Consider the following 18,720-nt stretch of genomic DNA (forward strand, 5'->3'; position numbering starts at 1 on the left):
CCTGCCATGACAAGACTGCACATCCACCCCGAACGTCATCTGGTTTCGCGAATTGGTTGGCTGCGCGCGGCCGTGATGGGGGCGAACGACGGCATTGTCTCGACCGCCAGCCTAATCATCGGCGTGGCCGCCGCATCCGCGCAGTCGGCGGACGTGCTGATAGCTGGGACTGCCGGGTTGGTCGCAGGCGCAATGTCGATGGCGGCAGGCGAATATGTCTCGGTCAGCTCGCAGCAGGATACCGAAAATGCTGACATCGCACGCGAACGCAGCGAATTGGCAAACGATACCGACGCAGAGATTGAAGAGCTGGCAGGTATCTACATGGGTCGCGGGCTGGATGCGGCAACGGCTGACACTGTCGCACGTCAGCTGATGGCACACGATGCGCTTGGCGCGCACGCGCGGGATGAGCTGGGGATTTCATCGTTCACCACGGCCCGGCCTGTCCAGGCGGCGCTGACGTCTGCTGCGACTTTTTCTGTCGGTGCGGCGCTACCGCTGGCGATGGTGCTGGTTGCCCCCGCAGCAACCCTGACTATTGCCGTCGCGGTGGCCTCTCTCGTGTTTCTGGCGTTGCTCGGCGCGATTGGCGCGAAGGCAGGCGGCGCGTCACTGTGGCGTGCCAGCGCACGGGTTACCGTCTGGGGTGCTATCGCCATGGGACTGACGGCGGGTATCGGTCGCATGGTCGGCGCGGCGCTTTGAGCATCTGGTTTCGATGGGTGGTGGCTCCACCCTGTACGAGTGCTTTAGCTAGGGTGATGTCACGCAACTTGCTCTATTGAAGCGGTAAAACCGGGCCGAATAGCGGGATTTTGAGTCGCATTGCCGAGCATCCGCATTCAATTTCTACAACGGCAGCTTCTGTCAGGACCAGACATTCATGTTGGCGCCACTGAGTGACCGGGTCTGGGTCGACAGCTGCCAGGGGCCAACGCCGGATCGTGGAACAAGCCGGCTGATCGCCACCCCTCTCGGGAACGACCGGTCACGTTGATACCGGCCATTCCCGAAGTGGCGGAGATGGCCACAAAGACCCGATTTACGCCGGGGGCAGACTGGCTGTTCATGGCGACGGAACCGCTAGACGTGATCGTCTGAGTGGCTGCCCTTGGAGGACCACTCGGTCGTGCATCGGGCGTGGTCTGCTCCGGTCATTTTCATGCAGATTTCACATCGGCATACAGCTTTGCCCATCGAATTTTCATGACGATCCGCCGCAAGGAGGCCTCCGTTGAAAGGAGCCTTCATGACCTTTGATCTTGCTCTTGCCGGACTCGTGGCTCTCGGCCTGCTGGTGTATCTCATCGTCGTTCTGTTGCAGCCGGAGCGCTTCTGATGGACCGCGCTTCGCTGTTCGAGCGCAAGCTCGTCGTCCCTGCCATCCGCGATGCGTTCGTCAAGCTCGACCCGCGCACGTTGGTGCGCAATCCGGTGATGTTCACCACGGCGGTGGTCGCTGCGGTGGCCAGCGCGATCCTCGTCCGCAACATCGCTGGCGGTTCGGGGGACCTGTTGTTCGAAGGGCAACTGGTGTTCTGGCTGTGGCTCACCGTGCTGTTCGGCAACTTCGCCGAGGCGCTGGCCGAAGGCCGCGGCAAGGCGCAGGCGCAATCGTTGCGCGCGACCAAGGACCAGCTTGTCGCGCTGCGCATCGACCGGACAGGTTCGACCGAGGAAATTCCCGCAACTCAGCTGAACCGCGGTGACATCGTTCTGGTCTGCCAGGGCCAGGTCATCCCGGCAGATGGCGAGGTGGTCGCAGGCGTGGCCTCGGTCAACGAGGCAGCAATCACCGGCGAAAGCGCGCCGGTGATCCGCGAGGCCGGCGGCGACCGTTCAGCGGTGACCGCAGGCACGACGGTCATCTCCGACCAGATCCAGGTCAAGGTCACCGCAGAGCCCGGAAGCGGGTTTCTCGACCGGATGATCGCCTTGGTCGAAGGCGCGAGCCGCCAGAAGACCCCCAACGAGATCGCGCTGACCGTGCTGCTCACCGGGCTGACGCTGATCTTCCTGGTCGCGGTGGGCACGCTGCCCGCGTTTGCATCCTATGCCGGTGGCGAGATCGCGGTGCCGGTGCTGATCGCCTTGTTCGTGGCGTTGATCCCGACCACGATCTCGGGGCTGCTGTCGGCCATCGGCATCGCCGGGATGGATCGGTTGATCCGCTTCAACGTGCTCGCAAAGTCGGGCCGCGCGGTCGAGGCGGCGGGCGATATCGGCGCGCTGCTGCTCGACAAGACCGGAACGATCACCATTGGCGACCGTCAGGCCACCGAGTTCGTTCCATTGCCCGGAGTGGCCAAAGCCGACCTGATTGCCGCAGCACGGCTCTCGAGCCTTGCTGACACCACCCCCGAAGGCCGGTCGATCGTCACGCTGGCAGGCGATGGCGAGGCAATGCCCGACGGCGCCGAGCCGATCGCGTTCACCTCGCAGACCCGGGTCAGCGGGCTGCTGATCGGAGCCGGAAACGAGGAGCGCTCGCTGATCAAGGGTGCGGTCGATGCGGTGCTCAAGCGGCTTGGCGACACGGTCGATCCGACCGCTGCTGCGGCGCTGCGCCAGGCGTCCGAAACCATCGCACGCTCGGGTGGGACGCCGCTGGCTGTGGCGGATGGCAACCGGCTGCTCGGGCTTGTCCACCTCAAGGATATCGTCAAGGCGGGCATCCGCGAGCGCTTTGCCGAACTGCGCCGGATGGGAATCCGCACCGTGATGATCACCGGCGACAACCCGCTCACCGCCGCGTCGATCGCCGCCGAAAGCGGGGTCGACGATTTCCTCGCAGAGGCGACCCCCGAGGACAAGCTCGAGCTGATCCGCAAGGAACAGGCGGGCGGAAAGCTGGTCGCGATGTGCGGCGATGGCACCAACGATGCGCCGGCACTCGCGCAATCCGATGTCGGCGTGGCAATGAACACCGGCACGCAAGCGGCGCGCGAGGCGGGCAACATGGTCGATCTCGACAGCGATCCGACCAAGCTGATCGAGATCGTCGGCATCGGCAAGCAGTTGCTGATGACCCGCGGGGCGCTCACCACCTTCTCGATCGCCAACGACGTCGCAAAGTATTTCGCGATCCTGCCCGCGATTTTCGTGGTGCTCTATCCGTCGCTTGGCGTGCTCAACGTGATGGGGCTGGCAACGCCGGGCAGCGCGATCCTCTCGGCGATCATCTTCAACGCGCTGATCATCCCGCTGCTGGTGCCGCTGGCGCTACGCGGGGTCGCCTATCGCCCGATGCCCGCCGCCAGCCAGCTGCTGCGCAACCTCGGGGTCTACGGCGTCGGCGGGGTGGTCGCGCCGTTCATCGGGATCAAGCTGATCGACCTAGCCGTGACCGCTGTCGGTCTTGCCTGAGCCATGCGCCTGCCGCTCCCGGTTCTAATCTCATTTCATAGGAAAGACCCCATAATGCGTACCTGTGTCGCTTTTCTTCCGCTGCTCGTCGCTCTGGCCACGACACCCGGTTCGGCATTCGCCCAGACCACGCCCGCTGACAGCCCGATCTGCACCGATCGGCCCACCAACGGCAACTATGCCTGCACCGTGCCTGCAGGCATGGTGCAGATCGAGGCGGACGTTTTCAACTGGACCACCAATCAGGTCGCTGGCGGCCGGGTGGACAGCATCGCGTTCACCAACCCAGTGCTCAAGTTCGGCCTGACCGACAACAGCGATCTGCAGATCAACTGGGCGCCGTATGTCCGGGTCCGGTCGCGCGATGCGGCGGGGCTGGTCAGCATCGCCGATGGCGTCGGCGATGTCACGCTGCGCTACAAGCGCCGCCTGACCGATCCTGCCAATGCGCTGCAAATCGCGGTGCTGCCGTTCGTCAAAGTGCCGACCGCGCCCGGCGGCATCGGCAACGGCAAGGTCGAGGGCGGCATCGCGGTGCCGATCAACTACAGCGTTCCGGGCGGCTGGACGGTCACTTTGGGGCCGCAGTTCAATGTGATCGCAGATACCGATGGCTCGGGTCACCGCACAGGGCTCACCGGGCTCGTCAACGTCGCCAAGTCGCTGGGCGCGGTCACGCTGCTGGGCGAGCTGTGGACGCGGCAGGACTTCACCTCTGCCGGCACGGTCGACCAATACAGCGCCGATGCCGCCGTGGTCTGGCTCGCGCGGCCCAATCTGCAGTTCGATATCGGGGCCAATTTCGGCCTCAACCGCAACACCCCCGATGTGGTCAGCTACATCGGCGTGTCGACCCGTTTCTGAAGGGAACGATGATGGAAGCCATATTCGCAATCATGCTGGTGGTCGGCGGCGCAGCTTTGCTCTCCTGGCCGTTGGGCCAATACATGGCCGGATTGTTTTCGGGTCGCTTCGCCCGCGCGGATAGCCTGTTCACCCGCGCGGTGGGCGGCGCGCCCGATCAGGGCTGGAAGCAGTATGCGATCGCGCTGCTGGCGTTCAACGCGCTAATGTTCGTGTTCGTGTTCGCGCTGCTTACAACGCAGCACGCGCTGCCGCTCAATCCGGACGGGCAATCGGCAGCGTCGCTCGACCTCGTGTTCAACACCGCCGCGTCGTTCACCACCAACACCAACCTCCAGCATTATTCGGGCGAGAGCACCTGGAGCTATCTGGCGCAACTGGGTGGTCTGATGTGGCTGCAGTTCGTCTCGGCCGCGACCGGCATCGCGGCGCTAGCGGCACTGGCGCGCGGTATTGGTGGCCAGGCCAGCATGGGCAATTTCTTCCTCGATCTGCAACGCGCCACTTTCGGCGTGCTGCTGCCGCTGGCGATCGTCGTCGCCTGCGTGCTGGCGCTGAGCGGCGTTCCGATGACATTGGCAGGCGCGGCTCAGGTGACCACGCTGGAAGGCGCTGCGCAAACCATCGCACGTGGTCCGGCAGCAGCATTCGTTGCGATCAAGCAGCTCGGCACCAATGGCGGCGGGTTTTTTGGCCCCAACTCGACCCACCCGCTGGAAAATCCGGACTTCTGGTCGAACGGCTTTTCGATGATCGCGCTGATCCTCATTCCGATGGCGTGCGTGTGGATGTTCGGGCGGATCATTGGGCGAATGAAGCATGCAGGCGTCATCTTCGGCGTGATGCTCGCCTTCCTGCTGCTCAAGATCGGCGGTGCGGTAGCGTTCGAGGCCGCGCCCACCCAGGCGTTCGCCAGCCTGCCGGTCATGCAGGATGTCGGCAATCTCGAAGGCAAGGAGCTTCGGCTGGGCGCTGCCACCGGACCGCTGTGGGCGGTGCTGACGACTTCGACCAGCAACGGATCGGTCGGCGCGATGCATGACAGTCTCAACCCGCTCACCGGGCTGATGCCGATGGTCGGCATGTGGCTCAACGCCACCTTCGGCGGGGTGGGCGTCGGCATGATCAACATGTTCCTCTACATCGTCGTCGCGGTGTTCATCGCCGGGATGATGGTAGGCCGCACACCCGAATATCTCGGGCACAGGATCGAGGGCAACGAGATGCGACTGGCCGTGCTGGCGCTGTTCAGCCACGCCTTTCTGATCCTCGGCGGCACCGCGCTGTTCGCGGCCACCGCCTGGGGGCAGGGCGCGCTCAACAACGTCGGCGCGCACGGCTTTTCGGAGATCCTCTACGAATTCAGCTCGGCAGGCGCGAACAACGGATCGGGCTTCGAAGGGCTGGGCGACGCCACGCTGCCCTGGAACATCGCCACTGGCCTTGTCATGCTGATCGCACGCTTCCTGCCGATCATCGCTCCGCTCGCCATTGTCGGCTCGCTGATGGCCAAGACCCGCAGCGCCGAGAGCGCTGGCACGCTGAGCGTCGAGGGCGGCACCTTTGGCACCGTGCTGGTAATCACCATCCTGATCTTCGGCGCGCTGACCTTCTTCCCCGCTGCCGCACTCGGCCCGATCGCCGAGCATGTCACCCTGATGGGCTGAGCCCAACTGGCCAAAGGACAGACCTATGACCTACCTTCTTCCTTCCATTCGCCTGTGGCTGATCACCTTCGCGGTCTGCGTCATCGGCTATGCCACGATTGTGCTGGGCTTCGCCCAGGCGGTCACACCCTATCGCGCCAACGGCTCGATCATTGCGATCGATGGTCAAGCCGTCGGCAGCGAACTGGTCGCGCAGAACTTCACCTCGGAGCGCTATTTCTGGCCGCGCCCGTCGGCTGTCGATTATGACGGGATGGGCGCTGGCGGAAGCAACCTGTCGCCGACCAGCACGGATCTGGCGGATCGGGCCGCAGGGACGGTTTCGCGCTATGGTGCCGGCGACGACAGCCCGTTGCCCGCCGATCTGGTTGCCGCATCGGGCGGTGGGCTCGATCCGCACATCTCGTTGGCGGGCGCACTGTATCAGGCCGATCGGGTCGCTGCCGCGCGAGGATTGGCCGCCGAACAGGTGCGCCAGCTGGTGCGAGGTACTGCACACGCCCCCGGAGGGATGTTTGCACCAGCGCCGATCGTCAATGTCCTCAATCTCAATCTGGCGCTCGACCGGCTGGCACCATAAGTAGCGCACACGATGACCAACTCGCCGCCCAGCAAAGACGCCGACCGCTTCTTGCGGATCGCAGAGCGCGAGCAGCGCGGCAAGCTCACCGCGTATCTCGGCGCCGCACCGGGGGTGGGCAAGACCTATCGCATGCTGCAGGACGCCGCGCGGCGACAGGCGGAAGGCTGCGACGTGCTGGTCGGCATCGCCGAGACGCATGGCCGATCCGAGACGGCGGCGCTGCTCGAGCCGCTCGACGTGCTGCCGCGGGTTGGCGTGGACCATCAGGGCCACCGGCTCGAGGAATTCGATATCGATGCGGCGTTGCTGCGTCGCCCCGATCTGGTGCTGGTCGACGAACTCGCGCACAGCAATGCACCGGGCAGCCGCCACCCCAAACGGTGGCAGGATGTCGGCGAGCTGCTCGCCGCCGGGATCGATGTCGCAACCACGATCAACATCCAGCATATCGAGAGCCTCAACGATGTCGTGGCCGGGTTCACGCATGTCCGGGTGCGCGAGACGATCCCTGACAGCATTCTCGACGATGCCGAACTGATCGTCGTCGATCTTCCGCCCGATGCTCTCATCGAGCGGTTGCAGGCGGGCAAGGTCTATCTGCCCGATACCGCAGGTCGCGCGCTCACGAACTTCTTCACGCCCAATAAGCTGTCGGCGCTGCGCGAAATGGCGCTGCGCTTTGCCGCGCACAATGTCGACCGGCGCCTGTCGAGCCAGCTCGAGATGAGTGGCGAGCGCGCGGACTTCGTGTCGGGCGAGCGGCTGATGGTCGCGGTGAGCCCCGGCAAGGGCGGCGCGCGCGTCGTGCGGCAGGCCAAGCGCATGGCCGATCTGCTGCACGCGCCGTGGACAGCCGTGGTGGTCGAAAGCGGCAGCGCGCGGGGCGTGCACGGCAACCAGCGCGAACAGCTTGCCGACAATCTGGCGCTGGCAGCTTCGCTAGGCGCATCGCTGATGACGGTCGCCGCGCAGGATGTTGGCCAGGCGCTGGTTGATCAGGCCAGCGAGCTGCGCGCCAGCCAGATCGTCATCGGCAAGAGCCGCCGTAGCCGCTGGTTCGAATGGCGCCACGGATCGATCGCGCAGGATGTCATCCGCCGGGCCAAGACCATCGCGGTGCACGTCGTTCCACTCGACGAGGCGGACGAAAAGCCCTCGCAGCCATATGACCCCTATTCGCAGCGCGACAATGTCATCGCCTTTCTGCTCGTTGCGGGCACTGTGGCGCTGCTGCATCTGGTGCAGCCCTGGATTGCGTTTACCGCAATCGATCTGCTGCTGTTGCTGCCGGTGATCGTTTCATCGACCGTACTGCGGATGCGCGCAGGTGTCTGGTCGGCGATCTGGGCGGCACTGTCGTACAATTTCTTTTTCATCCCGCCGCTCTACACGTTCACGATTTATAGCCCTGCCGATGTGGTGACTTTCTTCGTGCTGGCGCTGGTCGCCATCGTGGTGGGCGCACTGGCGGGCAAGGTGCGGCGGCAGGCACAAACCAGCGCGGGTGTCGCCCGGCTGAACGCCTCGCTGGCGCGCTTTGCAGGCTTGATGGGTGGGCTTTCCGACCGGGAGGAAACTGCGCGGGTCGCCTGCCGCGAAATCGGGATGCTGCTCGATGTCGAAGCGATGATCGTCTCGCTCGAAGACGACCGCGTCGTTTCGCGCGGCAATGAGCGCTTTGCCGAGCTCGATATGGTCGATGCCGCCGCTGCGCGCTGGGCCCTGGAACACGGCGAAGCCACCGGCAGGGACACCGGCACGCTGACATCGGCAGACTGGCAGTTCCATCCGCTCAAGACTGCGCTGGGCATCATGGGCGCACTGGGAGTGGCCCGATCGACCAAGGAGCGCGTGATCCGGCCCGATGATGCCACGCTGCTCGCATCCCTGGTCGACCAGACCGCGCTGGCGCACGAACGGTTGGTGCTGGAGGCCGAGGCCCGACAGGTCGATGGCCTGCGCGAACGCGACCGGCTGCGCGGCGCGCTGCTCGGCAGCATCGCGCACGACCTGCGCACGCCGCTCACCGCGGTGATCGCCGCGACCGAGGCGATTCCGGCAGAAGGCAGCTATGCCGAGGAGGTCAGGATTGCGCGCGCCGAATCGCGCCGGTTGCAGCGCTTCCTCAACGATCTGCTCGAAGCCTCGCGGATCGAGCACGGCGCGATCGAGCCCAAATGGGAAAGCGTGGATCTGACCGATGTCATCATGTCAGTGCTGCGCGATCTGCGCCAGGACAAGCCCGGTGCCCGCGTGGCGACGCACATCGATGCCGATTGCCCGTTCCTGTCGAGCGATCCGTTGCTGTTGCGCCACGTGCTGATCAACCTGATCGACAACGCGCTCAAGTTCTCGCCCGCCGATGCGCCGGTCGATGTCGAGCTCCTGTGCCAGGATGACCGAGCGGTGTGCCGGGTGATGGATCGCGGCCCCGGCCTGCCCGCCGACCGCGATGCGCTGTTCGAACGCTTTCATCGGCTCGAAGGAAGCGACCGCGTCGGTGGGTCGGGGCTGGGCCTGTGGATCGCCAAGAACTTTACCGATGCGGTCGGGGGCACCATTTGTGCACGCAACCGAAAGGGTGGCGGCGCGCTATTCGAACTGTCGCTGCCCGTACCAGACAGTGCAGCCACACTGGACAAGGCCGACCATGCGTAAAGACGTTCTGATTGTCGACGATGAGCCTGCGATCCGCAGGCTGCTGACAAGTGCGCTCGACCGGGTGGGGCTGACCCATTGCGAGGCCGCAACCGCCGCAGAGGCGGTGCGGCTGGCGTCGGGACAGCAGGCGCCGCTGGTGGCGTTGCTTGATCTGGGATTGCCCGATCGCGACGGGCTGGAGATCCTGCCCCAGCTTGCAGGCTTTGGCCAGTCGATCATCGTTCTCACTGCGCGCGATGCCACCGCCGAAAAGGTCGCCGCGCTCGATCTGGGGGCCGACGATTTCGTCACCAAGCCCTTCGACAGCGAAGAGCTGCTCGCCCGGGTGCGCTCGGCGATCCGGCGCAAGGCGGGGCCGTTGGCGGATGTTACTGTCCGCGAGTTTCGCGAGGGATCGATCGACCGGCAAGCCCACCGCGTGCACATACGCGGCGCACAGGTCGAACTGACTCCACGCGAGTTCAACCTGCTCTGGGCGCTGTCCGACCGCCCAGGACGGGTGATGACCCACCAGAGCCTGCTCGAAACCGTCTGGGGCGAGGCACACCGTGACGACCTCGATTATCTGCGCGCCGCGGTCCGGTCATTGCGCAAGAAGCTCGAGCTCGACCCCGCCAGTCCGAAGCTGATCGTCAACGAACCTGGCGTGGGATACCGGATCGCCGTTGCCTGAGGCGCGCCCCACAAGGATCTACAACGGCTGGCAGCTTGGCCATCAACTTTAAGCTTGGTCGGAACTGGATAGCGCCGGATGACGGCACGCTAGGACCGACGGCGATAGGGGCCAACGTCCTGGTTGGCGTGCGGAAATATCTCGCCAGGCCAACTGGCATCATTCTGTCGGGAAACCGCGGAAAACAGCCAATTATGGCAAATCACGGAATGCTCAGAAAAAGCATCCCTGGTGACCCCTACGGGAATCAAAAAAATCAATTAAAACATTGACTTAAATCTTGTTTTGAGCTCGCAGATTTGCCCGATACCATCAGCGATACCATCAAACTCACCGGGCGTTTTAGTGAGCGTTGAAGCCTTTTGCGTGGTGGCGCAGTACCGGCTCTGTGCAGGCGAATCAAATCTTAGCATGGCTCTCCTTGAATGCCACCTGGACTTTTTGACATGCAGCCCCGTCTATTTCTGGTCGGTCGCTTAAAGGCGGGTTTGGGCACAGGCGAAAGTTTGCGAGCGTTCCCCAGTTGCAGAATACTGTGTCGGCTGTCGACCCAAAATCGGTCACTGAGTTGAGCGAAGGTCATCGTCCGCTTCCAACAGAAGCTGACGCTGGGTGGCTCGAGGTTTAATGGGCGTTTGCTTTGAGACAGGTTTGTCCACCGCGCCAATGGTTGCCCGTTAGGAAATATATGGCTTCATTGCTGCCGCTGAAGCGTCCTATTCATGTCCAGCGAAGCGTCACGACCAACCCAGGCGCACTGTTCACGAACTCCAGGTCGCACCGATGCCAGTCGGCGATAGCGGCGACGAGGCTCAGGCCCAGACCGTCGCCGCCTGCGTTGCGTCCGGCAGCGCCGCGGAAAAACCTTTCAGTCACATAATCAGCTTCGCCCGACGTCAGCCCCGGACCGTCGTCGCAAACGGAAAGAAAGGTCCCGTTCGGATCGGTGCCGGAGAGAATCGTTACCCGTCCCTGCGAATGGCCAAACTTTATGGCGTTATAGACAAGGTTGGACAGCGCCTGGAACAACAGGTCGGCGTCCCCGTCGATCGCCGCATCACCTTGGCTCGAAACGTTGATGGCGATGCTGCGCCGATCTGCTTCGGGCCGGTAATAGTCGTATACATCCTCCGCCAGCACCGCGAGATCGACGGACTTGATCCGGGCCTCATACCGTCGGCCTTCTACCCGCGAGATTCGCAGCGTCGCGTCAAGGATGCGGTTCAACCGTTCTGCTTCCTGCATGGCGGCGAACAACGATGATTTGCGCGGTTCAGACCCCAGCATATCCAGATCGACGCGGTCGAGATGACCGATCAACCGGGTAAGCGGTGTTCGCAGCTCATGCGCAGCGCTGTCGGATACGCGCCTGACCGCCTCGAACAACATTTCGATGCGTGAGAGCATCACGTTCAGCGTGCCGGCAAGCCGATCGAAATCGTCACCAGTCCCCTTGATCGGCACGCGCTGACTCAGGTCTCCATCCATCACCATAAGCGCGGCGCGATTGATCGCATCGAGCCGTTTGGTGATGGCTGCGGTCATCAGCAGAGCACCGCAAATGCCGAGGAAAATCGTTCCACCAATCAGCCACAATGATGCCGCGCGCAGCTGCTCTTCGCGGGCAAGCACCTCATCGGCATCCCAAGCGGTCAGCAGACGGGCACCGTCTTTCAGCGTGCCGTCCCTCAGGATCGCATAATGATCGATCTCCTCTCCTTCGACAAAAGTATCGGCTTCGACCTCAAGCCACCGGCTCTCCTGCCTGCTCGGCCAGCTCGGCAGGTTTGCTACTATCGTCCGACCGTCACGACCGACCAGCGCAAAGAAATGATCGCGCCCGCCTGCCCCCTGTTCACGGGCGCGCAGCGCATCGATCAGGGCAGCCCTACCGCTGGTTTCGTCGATCGCCTGCATCGCCACGAAATCACGATCCGCCAGCCCCCTTATCGCCAGGCGCGGTTGATGCACACTGATCCAATAGTAAGCTGTGCCCAGTAGCGTGACCGAGAGGCAGAATGTCCCTGCGTAAAGGATGGTCAGACGGACCGAGAGGCTCTTGAGGAGATATCCGGTCATTGCCGCACGATATAGCCCACGCCGCGCAGCGTATGGATGAGACGTGATCTGCCGCCCGATTCCAGCTTGGTGCGCAGACGGCTTACGTGCTGGTCGATGACGTTGGTCTGTGGATCGAAATTATAGTCCCACAGATTTTCGAGCAGCATCGACCGGGTCACCACACGCCCGGCATTGCGGACCAAATACTCGAGAAAGCGGAACTCCCGCTGGGTGAGGTCGATCCGCATGCTGGATCGTTGCGCAGTGTGTGCGATCAGATTGATTTCCAGATCCGCGAAACGCAGCACGGTCTGCTCACTGGTCGCGCTTACGCTACCGCGTCGTGCCAGGGCCTCGACCCGCGCCAGAAGCTCCGACATGGCGAAGGGCTTGGACAGATAGTCGTCCGCGCCTGCCTGAAGGCCCTTTACTCTCTCGTCCACATCGCTGAGCGCACTCAGCAGCAACACTGGAGTGCGGTCGTCGGTTGCCCGCAAGACGTTCACAATCTTCAGGCCATCGACCGACGGCAGCATGCGGTCGAGGACGATCAGGTCGTAGACTTCGCAGGAGGCTCGAACCAGCGCCTCCTTGCCATCGGATTGCCACTCGACGATGTGCCCGCGTTCCTTGAGACCCGAGGCGATGTAGCTGGCGACGTCATGATCGTCTTCGACAAGAAGTATGTGCATGGGGGCAGTCTGATCGTTCCGATATGCGCAGCCAGTCCAGCCAAGACCAGTTTGCCGCTCCTGTAAACCTCCAATATCTACAGCGACATCATCGGGCTTCACGAGCACTCGTCACGGTTGAGGCTCTTTCCGTCCAAACGTTTGCAAAAACAAATGTTATAAACATCGTCCCGTCAGGCGCATGGGCCATGCGATGATGGATGCACGCAACGCTCTCTTCAAACCTGGCCGGATACGAAGGCGCACCTTGCCGCGATGTCACCGTCGGCTGGACCGCTGTGGTTCTGGCCGGTCAGCGGCCGGGCGTCGATCCGGTCGCGGCCCATTTCGGCATGCGGACGAAATCGCTGGTGCCGGTGCGCGGCGAACCGATGCTGCTTCGCGTTCTGCGGACGCTGCTGCACACGCCTGGAATCGCGAAAGTGCTGGTGCTTGCGCAGGACATCGACGAGCAAATGACTCATCCCGCATTGCTGGCCTTGCGATCCGACCTGCGCGTCGTGGCGTGCAGATCGGGTGCCACGATCAGCGGCAGTGTGCTTGATGCCATCGGCAGAGGCGACATCCAGTGGCCCGTCCTTGTCACTACGGCCGACAACGTCATGCTGACGCCTGAGACCACACATGAATTCATGCGCGGGTTGACAGGCCAGGACGTCGCCATCGGACTGGTCGAGCGATCCCGGCTCGAGGCGGCATGCGGCCCGAGCACGCGCACATGGCTGCGCTTTGGCGATGGTGCCTTTACCGGCGCGAATCTGTTTGCACTGAGGTCAGTGCGCGTCGCACCTTTGCTGCGGTTCTGGGAGACCGCCGAACACGACCGCAAGTCGATGCTCAAGCTTGCCGCGCGCTTTGGACCGGTGCTGCTTCTAAAGATCCTGCTTCGCCGGCTCACCTTGCACGCGGCGTTGACTGCGGCCGGACAACGATTGGGGCTGGATGTTTCCCCTGTGCTGCTGACTGACGGACGAACGGGCGTCGATGTTGACAAGCCGGAGGATCATGCGCTTGTCGAAAGGCTGTTAGCCGAACAGGCGGGAACCAGCGCATCCGATATGGCTGGTTGCCCTGTGACGCTTCCCGGCATGCCGGCCTGATGGCCCGCTGAAACCATAATGCCAATGTCTGGGGAAGACTGCCTGTGAAGGCCATCGCGCTCTATGATCTGGACCGCACCGTCACGGTAGCTCCGACCTTTACGCCCTTTTTGGTGCATATGGCCGTGCGCCGTGGCGGCTGGAGGCTTGCATTGCTGGCCTTATGGGTTCTGGCCATGCTGGGCTACAAGCTGGGCCTGTATGGCCGGGATGGCCTCAAGCGCTTCGGTCTGTGGCTGATGGTGGGCCGCGAGGTCCGTAATCAGCGCCTGCAACCATCGATCGATGCCTTTGTCGATCAGCAGATCGCACGCAACGTCCGCCCCGGAGCGCTTGAGCAGATCGCCAAGGACCAGGCTTCGGACGTTCTGCTGGTGCTGGTCACCGCCGCGCCGGAAATCTACGCCTCTGCGATGGCTGACCGGCTCGGTTTTGCTGTATGCATCGCGACGCGCCACAAGCGCTCCGCCGACGGTGCCTTGCTGGCGGAGATCGATGGCCGCAACAATTACGGGGCCGAGAAGGTCCAACGAGCAGAAGCCTGGTTGCGGGAAAGCGGCCTCGATCGCGCCGAGCTGTTCATCACGGCCTATACCGACCATGCCAGCGATGCACCGATCCTCGACTTTGCCGATGAGGGCGTGCTCGTGGGCCGCTTTGCCAAACCCTCGGCGCGCTGGCAGCAAGTTGACTGGGGCAGATAGTGGACCGTATTTCACCGTCTTGTCGCAGCACGCGGGCGCAGTTCGAGACCGGGGGGCAACTGCGCCTGTGAAACGCATCTGCTTCCTGTTCAACCACGACCAGACGCACCAGCTCGCGCACAGCCTGCCCATTGCGGTGCAGATGCTGGCACAGGGCGGCAACGAGATCGTGCTGGCCTATACGAGCGACGCTATCGGCCAGGAGCTTGCCCGACTGGGCGGGGTGGAACTGGCAGGTGCCAGCATGATCCGGCTGGGGCTGAAATCGCCCGTCGCCCGCTTCGCCGCCGTTTGGCTCGATAGCGCCGTGCCCGCGACCAAGGCGCTGCTCTATCGTGATAATCTGGACTTCTTTCGCAGTTTCGACGCGCTTGTCGTATCCGAGAAGACATCGCTGCTGCTCAAGACGCGATACGGGCTCGACAGGCTGACGATCATCCACACGCGGCACGGAGCCGGCGACCGCGCCATCGGCTTCAATCGGCAGAGCGCGCTGTTCGATCTCGTGCTGGTGCCGGGGGACAAGATCCGTCAGCGGCTGATCAAAGAGGCGGGACTTGCCCCGGACAGGATCGCGATCTGCGGCTATCCCAAGTTCGATCTGTGTGCCGACAACCGCTTTGCCGACAGCTTCCCCGAGCCGCATCGACCCGTAGTGCTGTATAACCCGCATCCGTCGCCGAAGCTGTCGAGTTGGCATCGCCATGGGCGGGCGGTGCTCGACGCATTTGTGGGTCAGGATCGCTACAACCTGATCTTTGCGCCGCATGTGATGCTGTTTGCCCGCAAATGGACCGTGACCATCGATCCGCCTGCCGTCGCGCGCGTCCAGCCTCCCGGCGCCGCGGTATCGGCTTCTTCACATATTCATCTGGACCTCGGCAGCGGTGCCAGCAGCGACATGTCCTATACCAACCGCGCCGATCTCTATCTCGGCGATGTCAGCAGCCAGGTCTACGAGTTCCTGCGCGCGCCGCGGCCATGCCTTTTCCTCAACAGCCATAACTTGGCCTGGCGGAACGACCCCAATTATCTGCACTGGACCGCAGGGCCGGTCATCGAGACCCCCGACCGCCTGATCGAGGCGATCGACCGTGCGTTCGCAAGCCAGGCCGAATATCGTGCGCAGCAGTATCGCCTGCTCGACGATACCTTTTCGGTCTCGCCTGAGCCTTCCGCATTGCGTGCTGCGCGCGCCATCGAAGCCTTTCTCGCCACGGACGGCGACCGTTGAACATGAGCCGGATCGCGCGCAATCTCGGCTTGCTCATGTCCGGCAAGACCGTCGCCGGGCTGATCAGCCTAATCTATATCGCGCTGTCCGCGCGCATGCTGGGCGTAACCGATTATGGCGTGCTCAATCTCGTGCATGGCTATGCGACCTTCATGGGCGCGCTGATCGCGTTCTCTGGCTTCCACCCGGTGGTCAGCTTCGGAACCCAGGCACTGCACGAGCAGGACTTGGGGCGGCTCAGCCGGTTGCTGGCGTTCATGGCGTTGCTCGAATTCGGCATGGCGCTGATCGCCATCATCTTGACGGCAGCACTCGCCTATCCGATCGGTCTGGCGCTGGGATGGTCGTCCGAAACAATCGCCTTCGCACCGATTTACAGCCTCGCCATACTGGCGACCGTCCGCGCGACACCCTGGGGGCTGTTGCAGATTACCGGCCGGTTCGATCTGATCGCCGCGCATCAGGCTATTATGCCGCTGGTTCGTCTCGCCGGAACGCTGCTCATCCTGGCCTCAGGTGGCGGGCTTCAGGCGTTCCTGATCGTCTGGCTGGTGGCGTCCGTTGCAGAAGGTTTGTCGATGTGGGCCATCGCCTGGTGGGTGTGCCGCATCCGCGGCATCAGCCTCGTTTTGCCCGGCTATGAGACGCTGAGCTCGGCCATCGCTGAAAACCCAGGAATTCTTCGTTTCTTGACAATTACGAACTTCGACCAGACTTTGCGGGAGTTCGCACCCAAGGCCATACCGCTGATCATCGGCTGGGTCTCCGGTGCGGCGGCGGCGGGACTCTACGCTCTGGCGGTCCGCATCGGGGCTGTGCTGACCCAACCTCCGCAACTGCTGGGCCAAGCCGCCTTTTCGGTCATCCAGAAGCAGGTCGCGGCCGGGGAGATCGACCGAGCGCGCCGGACCATCGATCGCGCTGCCCGGTTGGTGCTGCTGGCAGGCGCAGCCGTCGCAGCGCTTATGAGCATCGGCGCGCGGCAGATCATTGCGCTGGTGGCAGGCCCGGATTTCCTCGCAGGGGCAATGCTGCTGGTGCTGATCCTCGCGGCCAGAGCGGTCGCTGCGGCAACGCCCCTCTGGTCCACCGCGCTGACATCGCTGGGGCGGCCAGGCAGCAGCTTGCAGATAAATCTCACCTGCAATCTGCTGACGTTGCCCCTGCTGCCGCTGCTGCTCGGCATGGCTGGCACCGAGGGCGCAGGCTACCATGCGATGATCCAGGCGGTCTGTTTCGCGTCGATGCTCTGGTTCGCCACCCGGCAGGCGATTACATCAACCATCAAAGGGGCCAAAGATGCAACGGCTTGCTGATTTCTGGCGCTATGGCGTGCTCAAGACCTGGCGCAAGGCAGTGGCCGCGACAATGTCGCCCGTTTACGCTGCGCTGCATCGTTCGACCGACCGAGATCCCGGCGTCTTTGTCAGCCGCTATGGGGTGAAGATGACGGGCAATTGGCGCGACCGCACGTTCCGCTATTGCATGTTCGCAACTTATGGCAACGACCTTGCCGACATTCTCGCCGCGCAGGACCGGGACTTCCAGTTCATCGACATCGGCGCGAACCAGGGGCTTTACAGCCTGCTGGCAGGGATGAATCCGCGCTGCCGACGGATCGTCGCGTTCGAGCCCGTTCCCGCGACCTTCGCTATGCTGCGCGGCAACATTGCAATCAACAACCTTGCCGACCGCGCCAATCTGCACAAGCTGGCCATCGCAGCCGAGGCAGGGCGGACCGTCATCAAGGTGAATCAGGCGCATTCTGGGACGGCAAGCCTTGCCGACCAGTCGAGCTATGCCGTCAGCGAGGAAGTCACCATCCAAACCATCAACGCGCCTGTGCTCGATCAAATCCTCAGCACCGAATGGCCAGGTATCGTCAAGATCGACGTCGAAGGACTCGAACAGCAGGTCATCACCGAACTGGCGCGCGCTCGCAGCTTCCACGCCGTCTCGGGAATTTTCTATGAGATCGACGAGCGCTGGAGCGATGCAACGGCTATTCGGTCCCAGCTTGAAAGAGCGGGCTTTCGTAATTTTCGACGCTATGGTCGCGGTCATCATTATGATGTCTATGCCCAGCGGTAGAAGTCGTCCTATCTCAGCACACGTGATCTACGCATAAAGAAAGCATTGCCTTACATTGGCGGCAGTTTCGGTTCATTGGGAACGGCTGTTATTGGGGCAACCCTGCCGTTCCGAGGCAACTATGCGAACGGCAGCTTCGTCCCAGAATCGGCACTTCGAGCCGACCTTTGCTGGCGTCTATCCCAAGAGGGGCCGGCTCACTGTGCTGAGTTCGATGCCAACCCCTCCAATTCGACTATTCTCTTGGTGACTTGGCGCAAGAATGCTTTGCGCAACCGAACTTCGCGCAATTCTGCCTTTGTCGGCATGGATGCGCAGCTTGGCCGCGGACTGCACGCCACAGTGTGCCAAGGCTCGTCAGCACAGCTGCGATACCTGGCAGAGGCGACCCATCGATAATGACCATTGCAGACTCCTTCTGATGGAGCCATGTTCTATGTTTGTTCTCAAGTAGGAAAGGCGATTCAGCAGTGAGCGTCACGATTTCTCCTGTGCCGGGGAAGCCGCACATTCAGGTCAGCGGCGATATCCAAGCCGTCCTGCAGGTCCCGTTTGACGACGACGACCGGTTCCTCGTCGGGATCAGCGATTGCACCTTGCTGGTTGGCACTTACGACGAACAGCTGCGATGTTCCTGGTCAGTAGCGCGCGAGGGCGCTGCCATCGTGCGGATCCAAGGCGAACGCGTCGATCTGCATTGGTCTGTCGAATGGATCAACGTCGGCCTCTACAACGGCGCGATGATCGACCGTTCCGAGCTTGCACCCTTGCCACTGTTTCCTGAACTCGACCGGCACGCCGCCTGATCGTCAGTCGCCGACCTCATAGAACATCGGGTTACGCAGCCATTCCTCGATAGCCGATTCCCGCCACCCGCAGCATCGCTCTGCAAGTTTGACCTGCCGGGGGAACGTGCCCGCCTGGATTTTGCGGTATAGAGTCGCTCTGGACAGCCCCGTGCGATCAAGCACGGTGTTGAGCCTCAGGAACCTGTCGGGTGCATGGGATGCCATGGCCATTG

Annotated in this window: 17 protein-coding genes; 14 read left to right on the plus strand and 3 right to left on the minus strand. The window is 63.0% G+C overall.

What is annotated here, in order from left to right; all coding sequences use genetic code 11:
- Positions 1-6 precede the first annotated feature (6 nt).
- The 8 genes from QUV11_RS11505 (at position 7) to QUV11_RS11540 (ending at position 9,817) form a co-directional block, all read left to right on the plus strand.
- Positions 7-708, plus strand: a complete 702-nt coding sequence (locus QUV11_RS11505; protein WP_300882803.1) for a VIT family protein — start codon at positions 7-9, stop codon at positions 706-708.
- A gap of 544 nt (positions 709-1,252) precedes the next feature.
- Complete coding sequence (gene kdpF / locus QUV11_RS11510; protein ID WP_300882805.1) at positions 1,253-1,342, plus strand: K(+)-transporting ATPase subunit F; 90 nt, start codon at positions 1,253-1,255, stop codon at positions 1,340-1,342.
- Positions 1,342-3,369: a potassium-transporting ATPase subunit KdpB gene (gene kdpB / locus QUV11_RS11515; RefSeq protein WP_300882807.1), complete on the plus strand. Its 2,028-nt coding sequence runs from the start codon at positions 1,342-1,344 to the stop codon at positions 3,367-3,369. Before kdpF ends, kdpB begins: the two co-directional genes overlap by 1 nt.
- Positions 3,370-3,423: 54 nt before the next feature.
- Positions 3,424-4,233 (plus strand): transporter, encoded by an 810-nt coding sequence (locus QUV11_RS11520; protein ID WP_300882810.1) that lies wholly within the window; start codon positions 3,424-3,426, stop codon positions 4,231-4,233.
- Positions 4,234-4,244: 11 nt separating this feature from the next.
- Positions 4,245-5,900, plus strand: a complete 1,656-nt coding sequence (kdpA, locus tag QUV11_RS11525) for a potassium-transporting ATPase subunit KdpA (RefSeq protein ID WP_300882835.1) — start codon at positions 4,245-4,247, stop codon at positions 5,898-5,900.
- Positions 5,901-5,925: 25 nt separating this feature from the next.
- The gene (kdpC, locus tag QUV11_RS11530) at positions 5,926-6,480 is read left to right on the plus strand and encodes a potassium-transporting ATPase subunit KdpC (protein ID WP_300882836.1); all 555 of its coding nucleotides are present in this window, start codon (positions 5,926-5,928) and stop codon (positions 6,478-6,480) included.
- Between the two features lie 12 nt (positions 6,481-6,492).
- Positions 6,493-9,141: a sensor histidine kinase KdpD gene (locus QUV11_RS11535; RefSeq protein ID WP_300882837.1), complete on the plus strand. Its 2,649-nt coding sequence runs from the start codon at positions 6,493-6,495 to the stop codon at positions 9,139-9,141.
- Entirely contained in the window at positions 9,134-9,817 is a 684-nt protein-coding gene (locus QUV11_RS11540) for a response regulator transcription factor (RefSeq protein ID WP_300882839.1), read from the plus strand. The genes QUV11_RS11535 and QUV11_RS11540 overlap by 8 nt, the downstream gene beginning before the upstream one ends.
- Positions 9,818-10,537: 720 nt before the next feature.
- Here QUV11_RS11540 and QUV11_RS11545 read toward each other — a convergent pair.
- Together QUV11_RS11545 and QUV11_RS11550 are read right to left on the minus strand one after the other, a co-directional pair.
- Positions 10,538-11,896, minus strand: coding sequence for an ATP-binding protein (locus QUV11_RS11545; protein ID WP_300882841.1), 1,359 nt, complete (start codon positions 11,894-11,896; stop codon positions 10,538-10,540).
- Positions 11,893-12,570 carry a response regulator transcription factor gene (locus QUV11_RS11550; RefSeq protein WP_300882843.1) on the minus strand — a complete coding sequence of 226 codons (678 nt, stop codon included), beginning with the start codon at positions 12,568-12,570 and terminating at the stop codon, positions 11,893-11,895. The genes QUV11_RS11545 and QUV11_RS11550 overlap by 4 nt, the downstream gene beginning before the upstream one ends.
- Positions 12,571-12,770: 200 nt before the next feature.
- Here QUV11_RS11550 and QUV11_RS11555 point away from each other — a divergent pair, with 200 nt between their 5' ends.
- From QUV11_RS11555 to QUV11_RS11580, 6 genes are all read left to right on the plus strand, one after another.
- Entirely contained in the window at positions 12,771-13,670 is a 900-nt protein-coding gene (locus tag QUV11_RS11555) for an NTP transferase domain-containing protein (RefSeq protein WP_300882845.1), read from the plus strand.
- A 44-nt stretch (positions 13,671-13,714) separates the two neighbouring features.
- The gene (locus tag QUV11_RS11560; protein WP_300882847.1) at positions 13,715-14,374 is read left to right on the plus strand and encodes an HAD family phosphatase; all 660 of its coding nucleotides are present in this window, start codon (positions 13,715-13,717) and stop codon (positions 14,372-14,374) included.
- 67 nt (positions 14,375-14,441) lie between these two features.
- The gene (locus QUV11_RS11565) at positions 14,442-15,608 is read left to right on the plus strand and encodes a hypothetical protein (protein WP_300882849.1); all 1,167 of its coding nucleotides are present in this window, start codon (positions 14,442-14,444) and stop codon (positions 15,606-15,608) included.
- A gap of 2 nt (positions 15,609-15,610) precedes the next feature.
- Positions 15,611-16,924 (plus strand): lipopolysaccharide biosynthesis protein, encoded by a 1,314-nt coding sequence (locus tag QUV11_RS11570; protein ID WP_300882851.1) that lies wholly within the window; start codon positions 15,611-15,613, stop codon positions 16,922-16,924.
- Positions 16,908-17,699 carry an FkbM family methyltransferase gene (locus tag QUV11_RS11575; protein ID WP_300882853.1) on the plus strand — a complete coding sequence of 264 codons (792 nt, stop codon included), beginning with the start codon at positions 16,908-16,910 and terminating at the stop codon, positions 17,697-17,699. The genes QUV11_RS11570 and QUV11_RS11575 overlap by 17 nt, the downstream gene beginning before the upstream one ends.
- Before the next feature lie 470 nt (positions 17,700-18,169).
- Positions 18,170-18,505, plus strand: coding sequence for a hypothetical protein (locus tag QUV11_RS11580; RefSeq protein ID WP_300882855.1), 336 nt, complete (start codon positions 18,170-18,172; stop codon positions 18,503-18,505).
- Between the two features lie 3 nt (positions 18,506-18,508).
- Here QUV11_RS11580 and QUV11_RS11585 read toward each other — a convergent pair whose 3' ends face one another.
- Entirely contained in the window at positions 18,509-18,712 is a 204-nt protein-coding gene (locus QUV11_RS11585) for an AlpA family transcriptional regulator (RefSeq protein WP_300882859.1), read from the minus strand.
- Positions 18,713-18,720 lie beyond the last annotated feature (8 nt).

It is taken from the genome of Blastomonas sp. (assembly GCF_030373265.1).
Lineage (GTDB): Bacteria > Pseudomonadota > Alphaproteobacteria > Sphingomonadales > Sphingomonadaceae > Blastomonas.

What these genes read in the sequence shown, in the direction of transcription:
- QUV11_RS11520 (WP_300882810.1), top strand. Translation starts at nt 3,424, where the DNA reads ATGCGTACCTGTGTCGCTTTTCTTCCGCTGCTCGTCGCTCTGGCCACG.
- QUV11_RS11540 (WP_300882839.1), top strand. Translation starts at nt 9,134, where the DNA reads ATGCGTAAAGACGTTCTGATTGTCGACGATGAGCCTGCGATCCGCAGG.
- kdpC (WP_300882836.1), top strand. Translation starts at nt 5,926, where the DNA reads ATGACCTACCTTCTTCCTTCCATTCGCCTGTGGCTGATCACCTTCGCG.
- QUV11_RS11555 (WP_300882845.1), top strand. Translation starts at nt 12,771, where the DNA reads ATGCACGCAACGCTCTCTTCAAACCTGGCCGGATACGAAGGCGCACCT.
- kdpF (WP_300882805.1), top strand. Translation starts at nt 1,253, where the DNA reads ATGACCTTTGATCTTGCTCTTGCCGGACTCGTGGCTCTCGGCCTGCTG.
- QUV11_RS11585 (WP_300882859.1), bottom strand. Translation starts at nt 18,712, where the DNA reads ATGGCATCCCATGCACCCGACAGGTTCCTGAGGCTCAACACCGTGCTT.
- QUV11_RS11535 (WP_300882837.1), top strand. Translation starts at nt 6,493, where the DNA reads ATGACCAACTCGCCGCCCAGCAAAGACGCCGACCGCTTCTTGCGGATC.
- kdpB (WP_300882807.1), top strand. Translation starts at nt 1,342, where the DNA reads ATGGACCGCGCTTCGCTGTTCGAGCGCAAGCTCGTCGTCCCTGCCATC.
- QUV11_RS11505 (WP_300882803.1), top strand. Translation starts at nt 7, where the DNA reads ATGACAAGACTGCACATCCACCCCGAACGTCATCTGGTTTCGCGAATT.
- QUV11_RS11550 (WP_300882843.1), bottom strand. Translation starts at nt 12,570, where the DNA reads ATGCACATACTTCTTGTCGAAGACGATCATGACGTCGCCAGCTACATC.
- kdpA (WP_300882835.1), top strand. Translation starts at nt 4,245, where the DNA reads ATGGAAGCCATATTCGCAATCATGCTGGTGGTCGGCGGCGCAGCTTTG.
- QUV11_RS11575 (WP_300882853.1), top strand. Translation starts at nt 16,908, where the DNA reads ATGCAACGGCTTGCTGATTTCTGGCGCTATGGCGTGCTCAAGACCTGG.
- QUV11_RS11545 (WP_300882841.1), bottom strand. Translation starts at nt 11,896, where the DNA reads ATGACCGGATATCTCCTCAAGAGCCTCTCGGTCCGTCTGACCATCCTT.
- QUV11_RS11570 (WP_300882851.1), top strand. Translation starts at nt 15,611, where the DNA reads ATGAGCCGGATCGCGCGCAATCTCGGCTTGCTCATGTCCGGCAAGACC.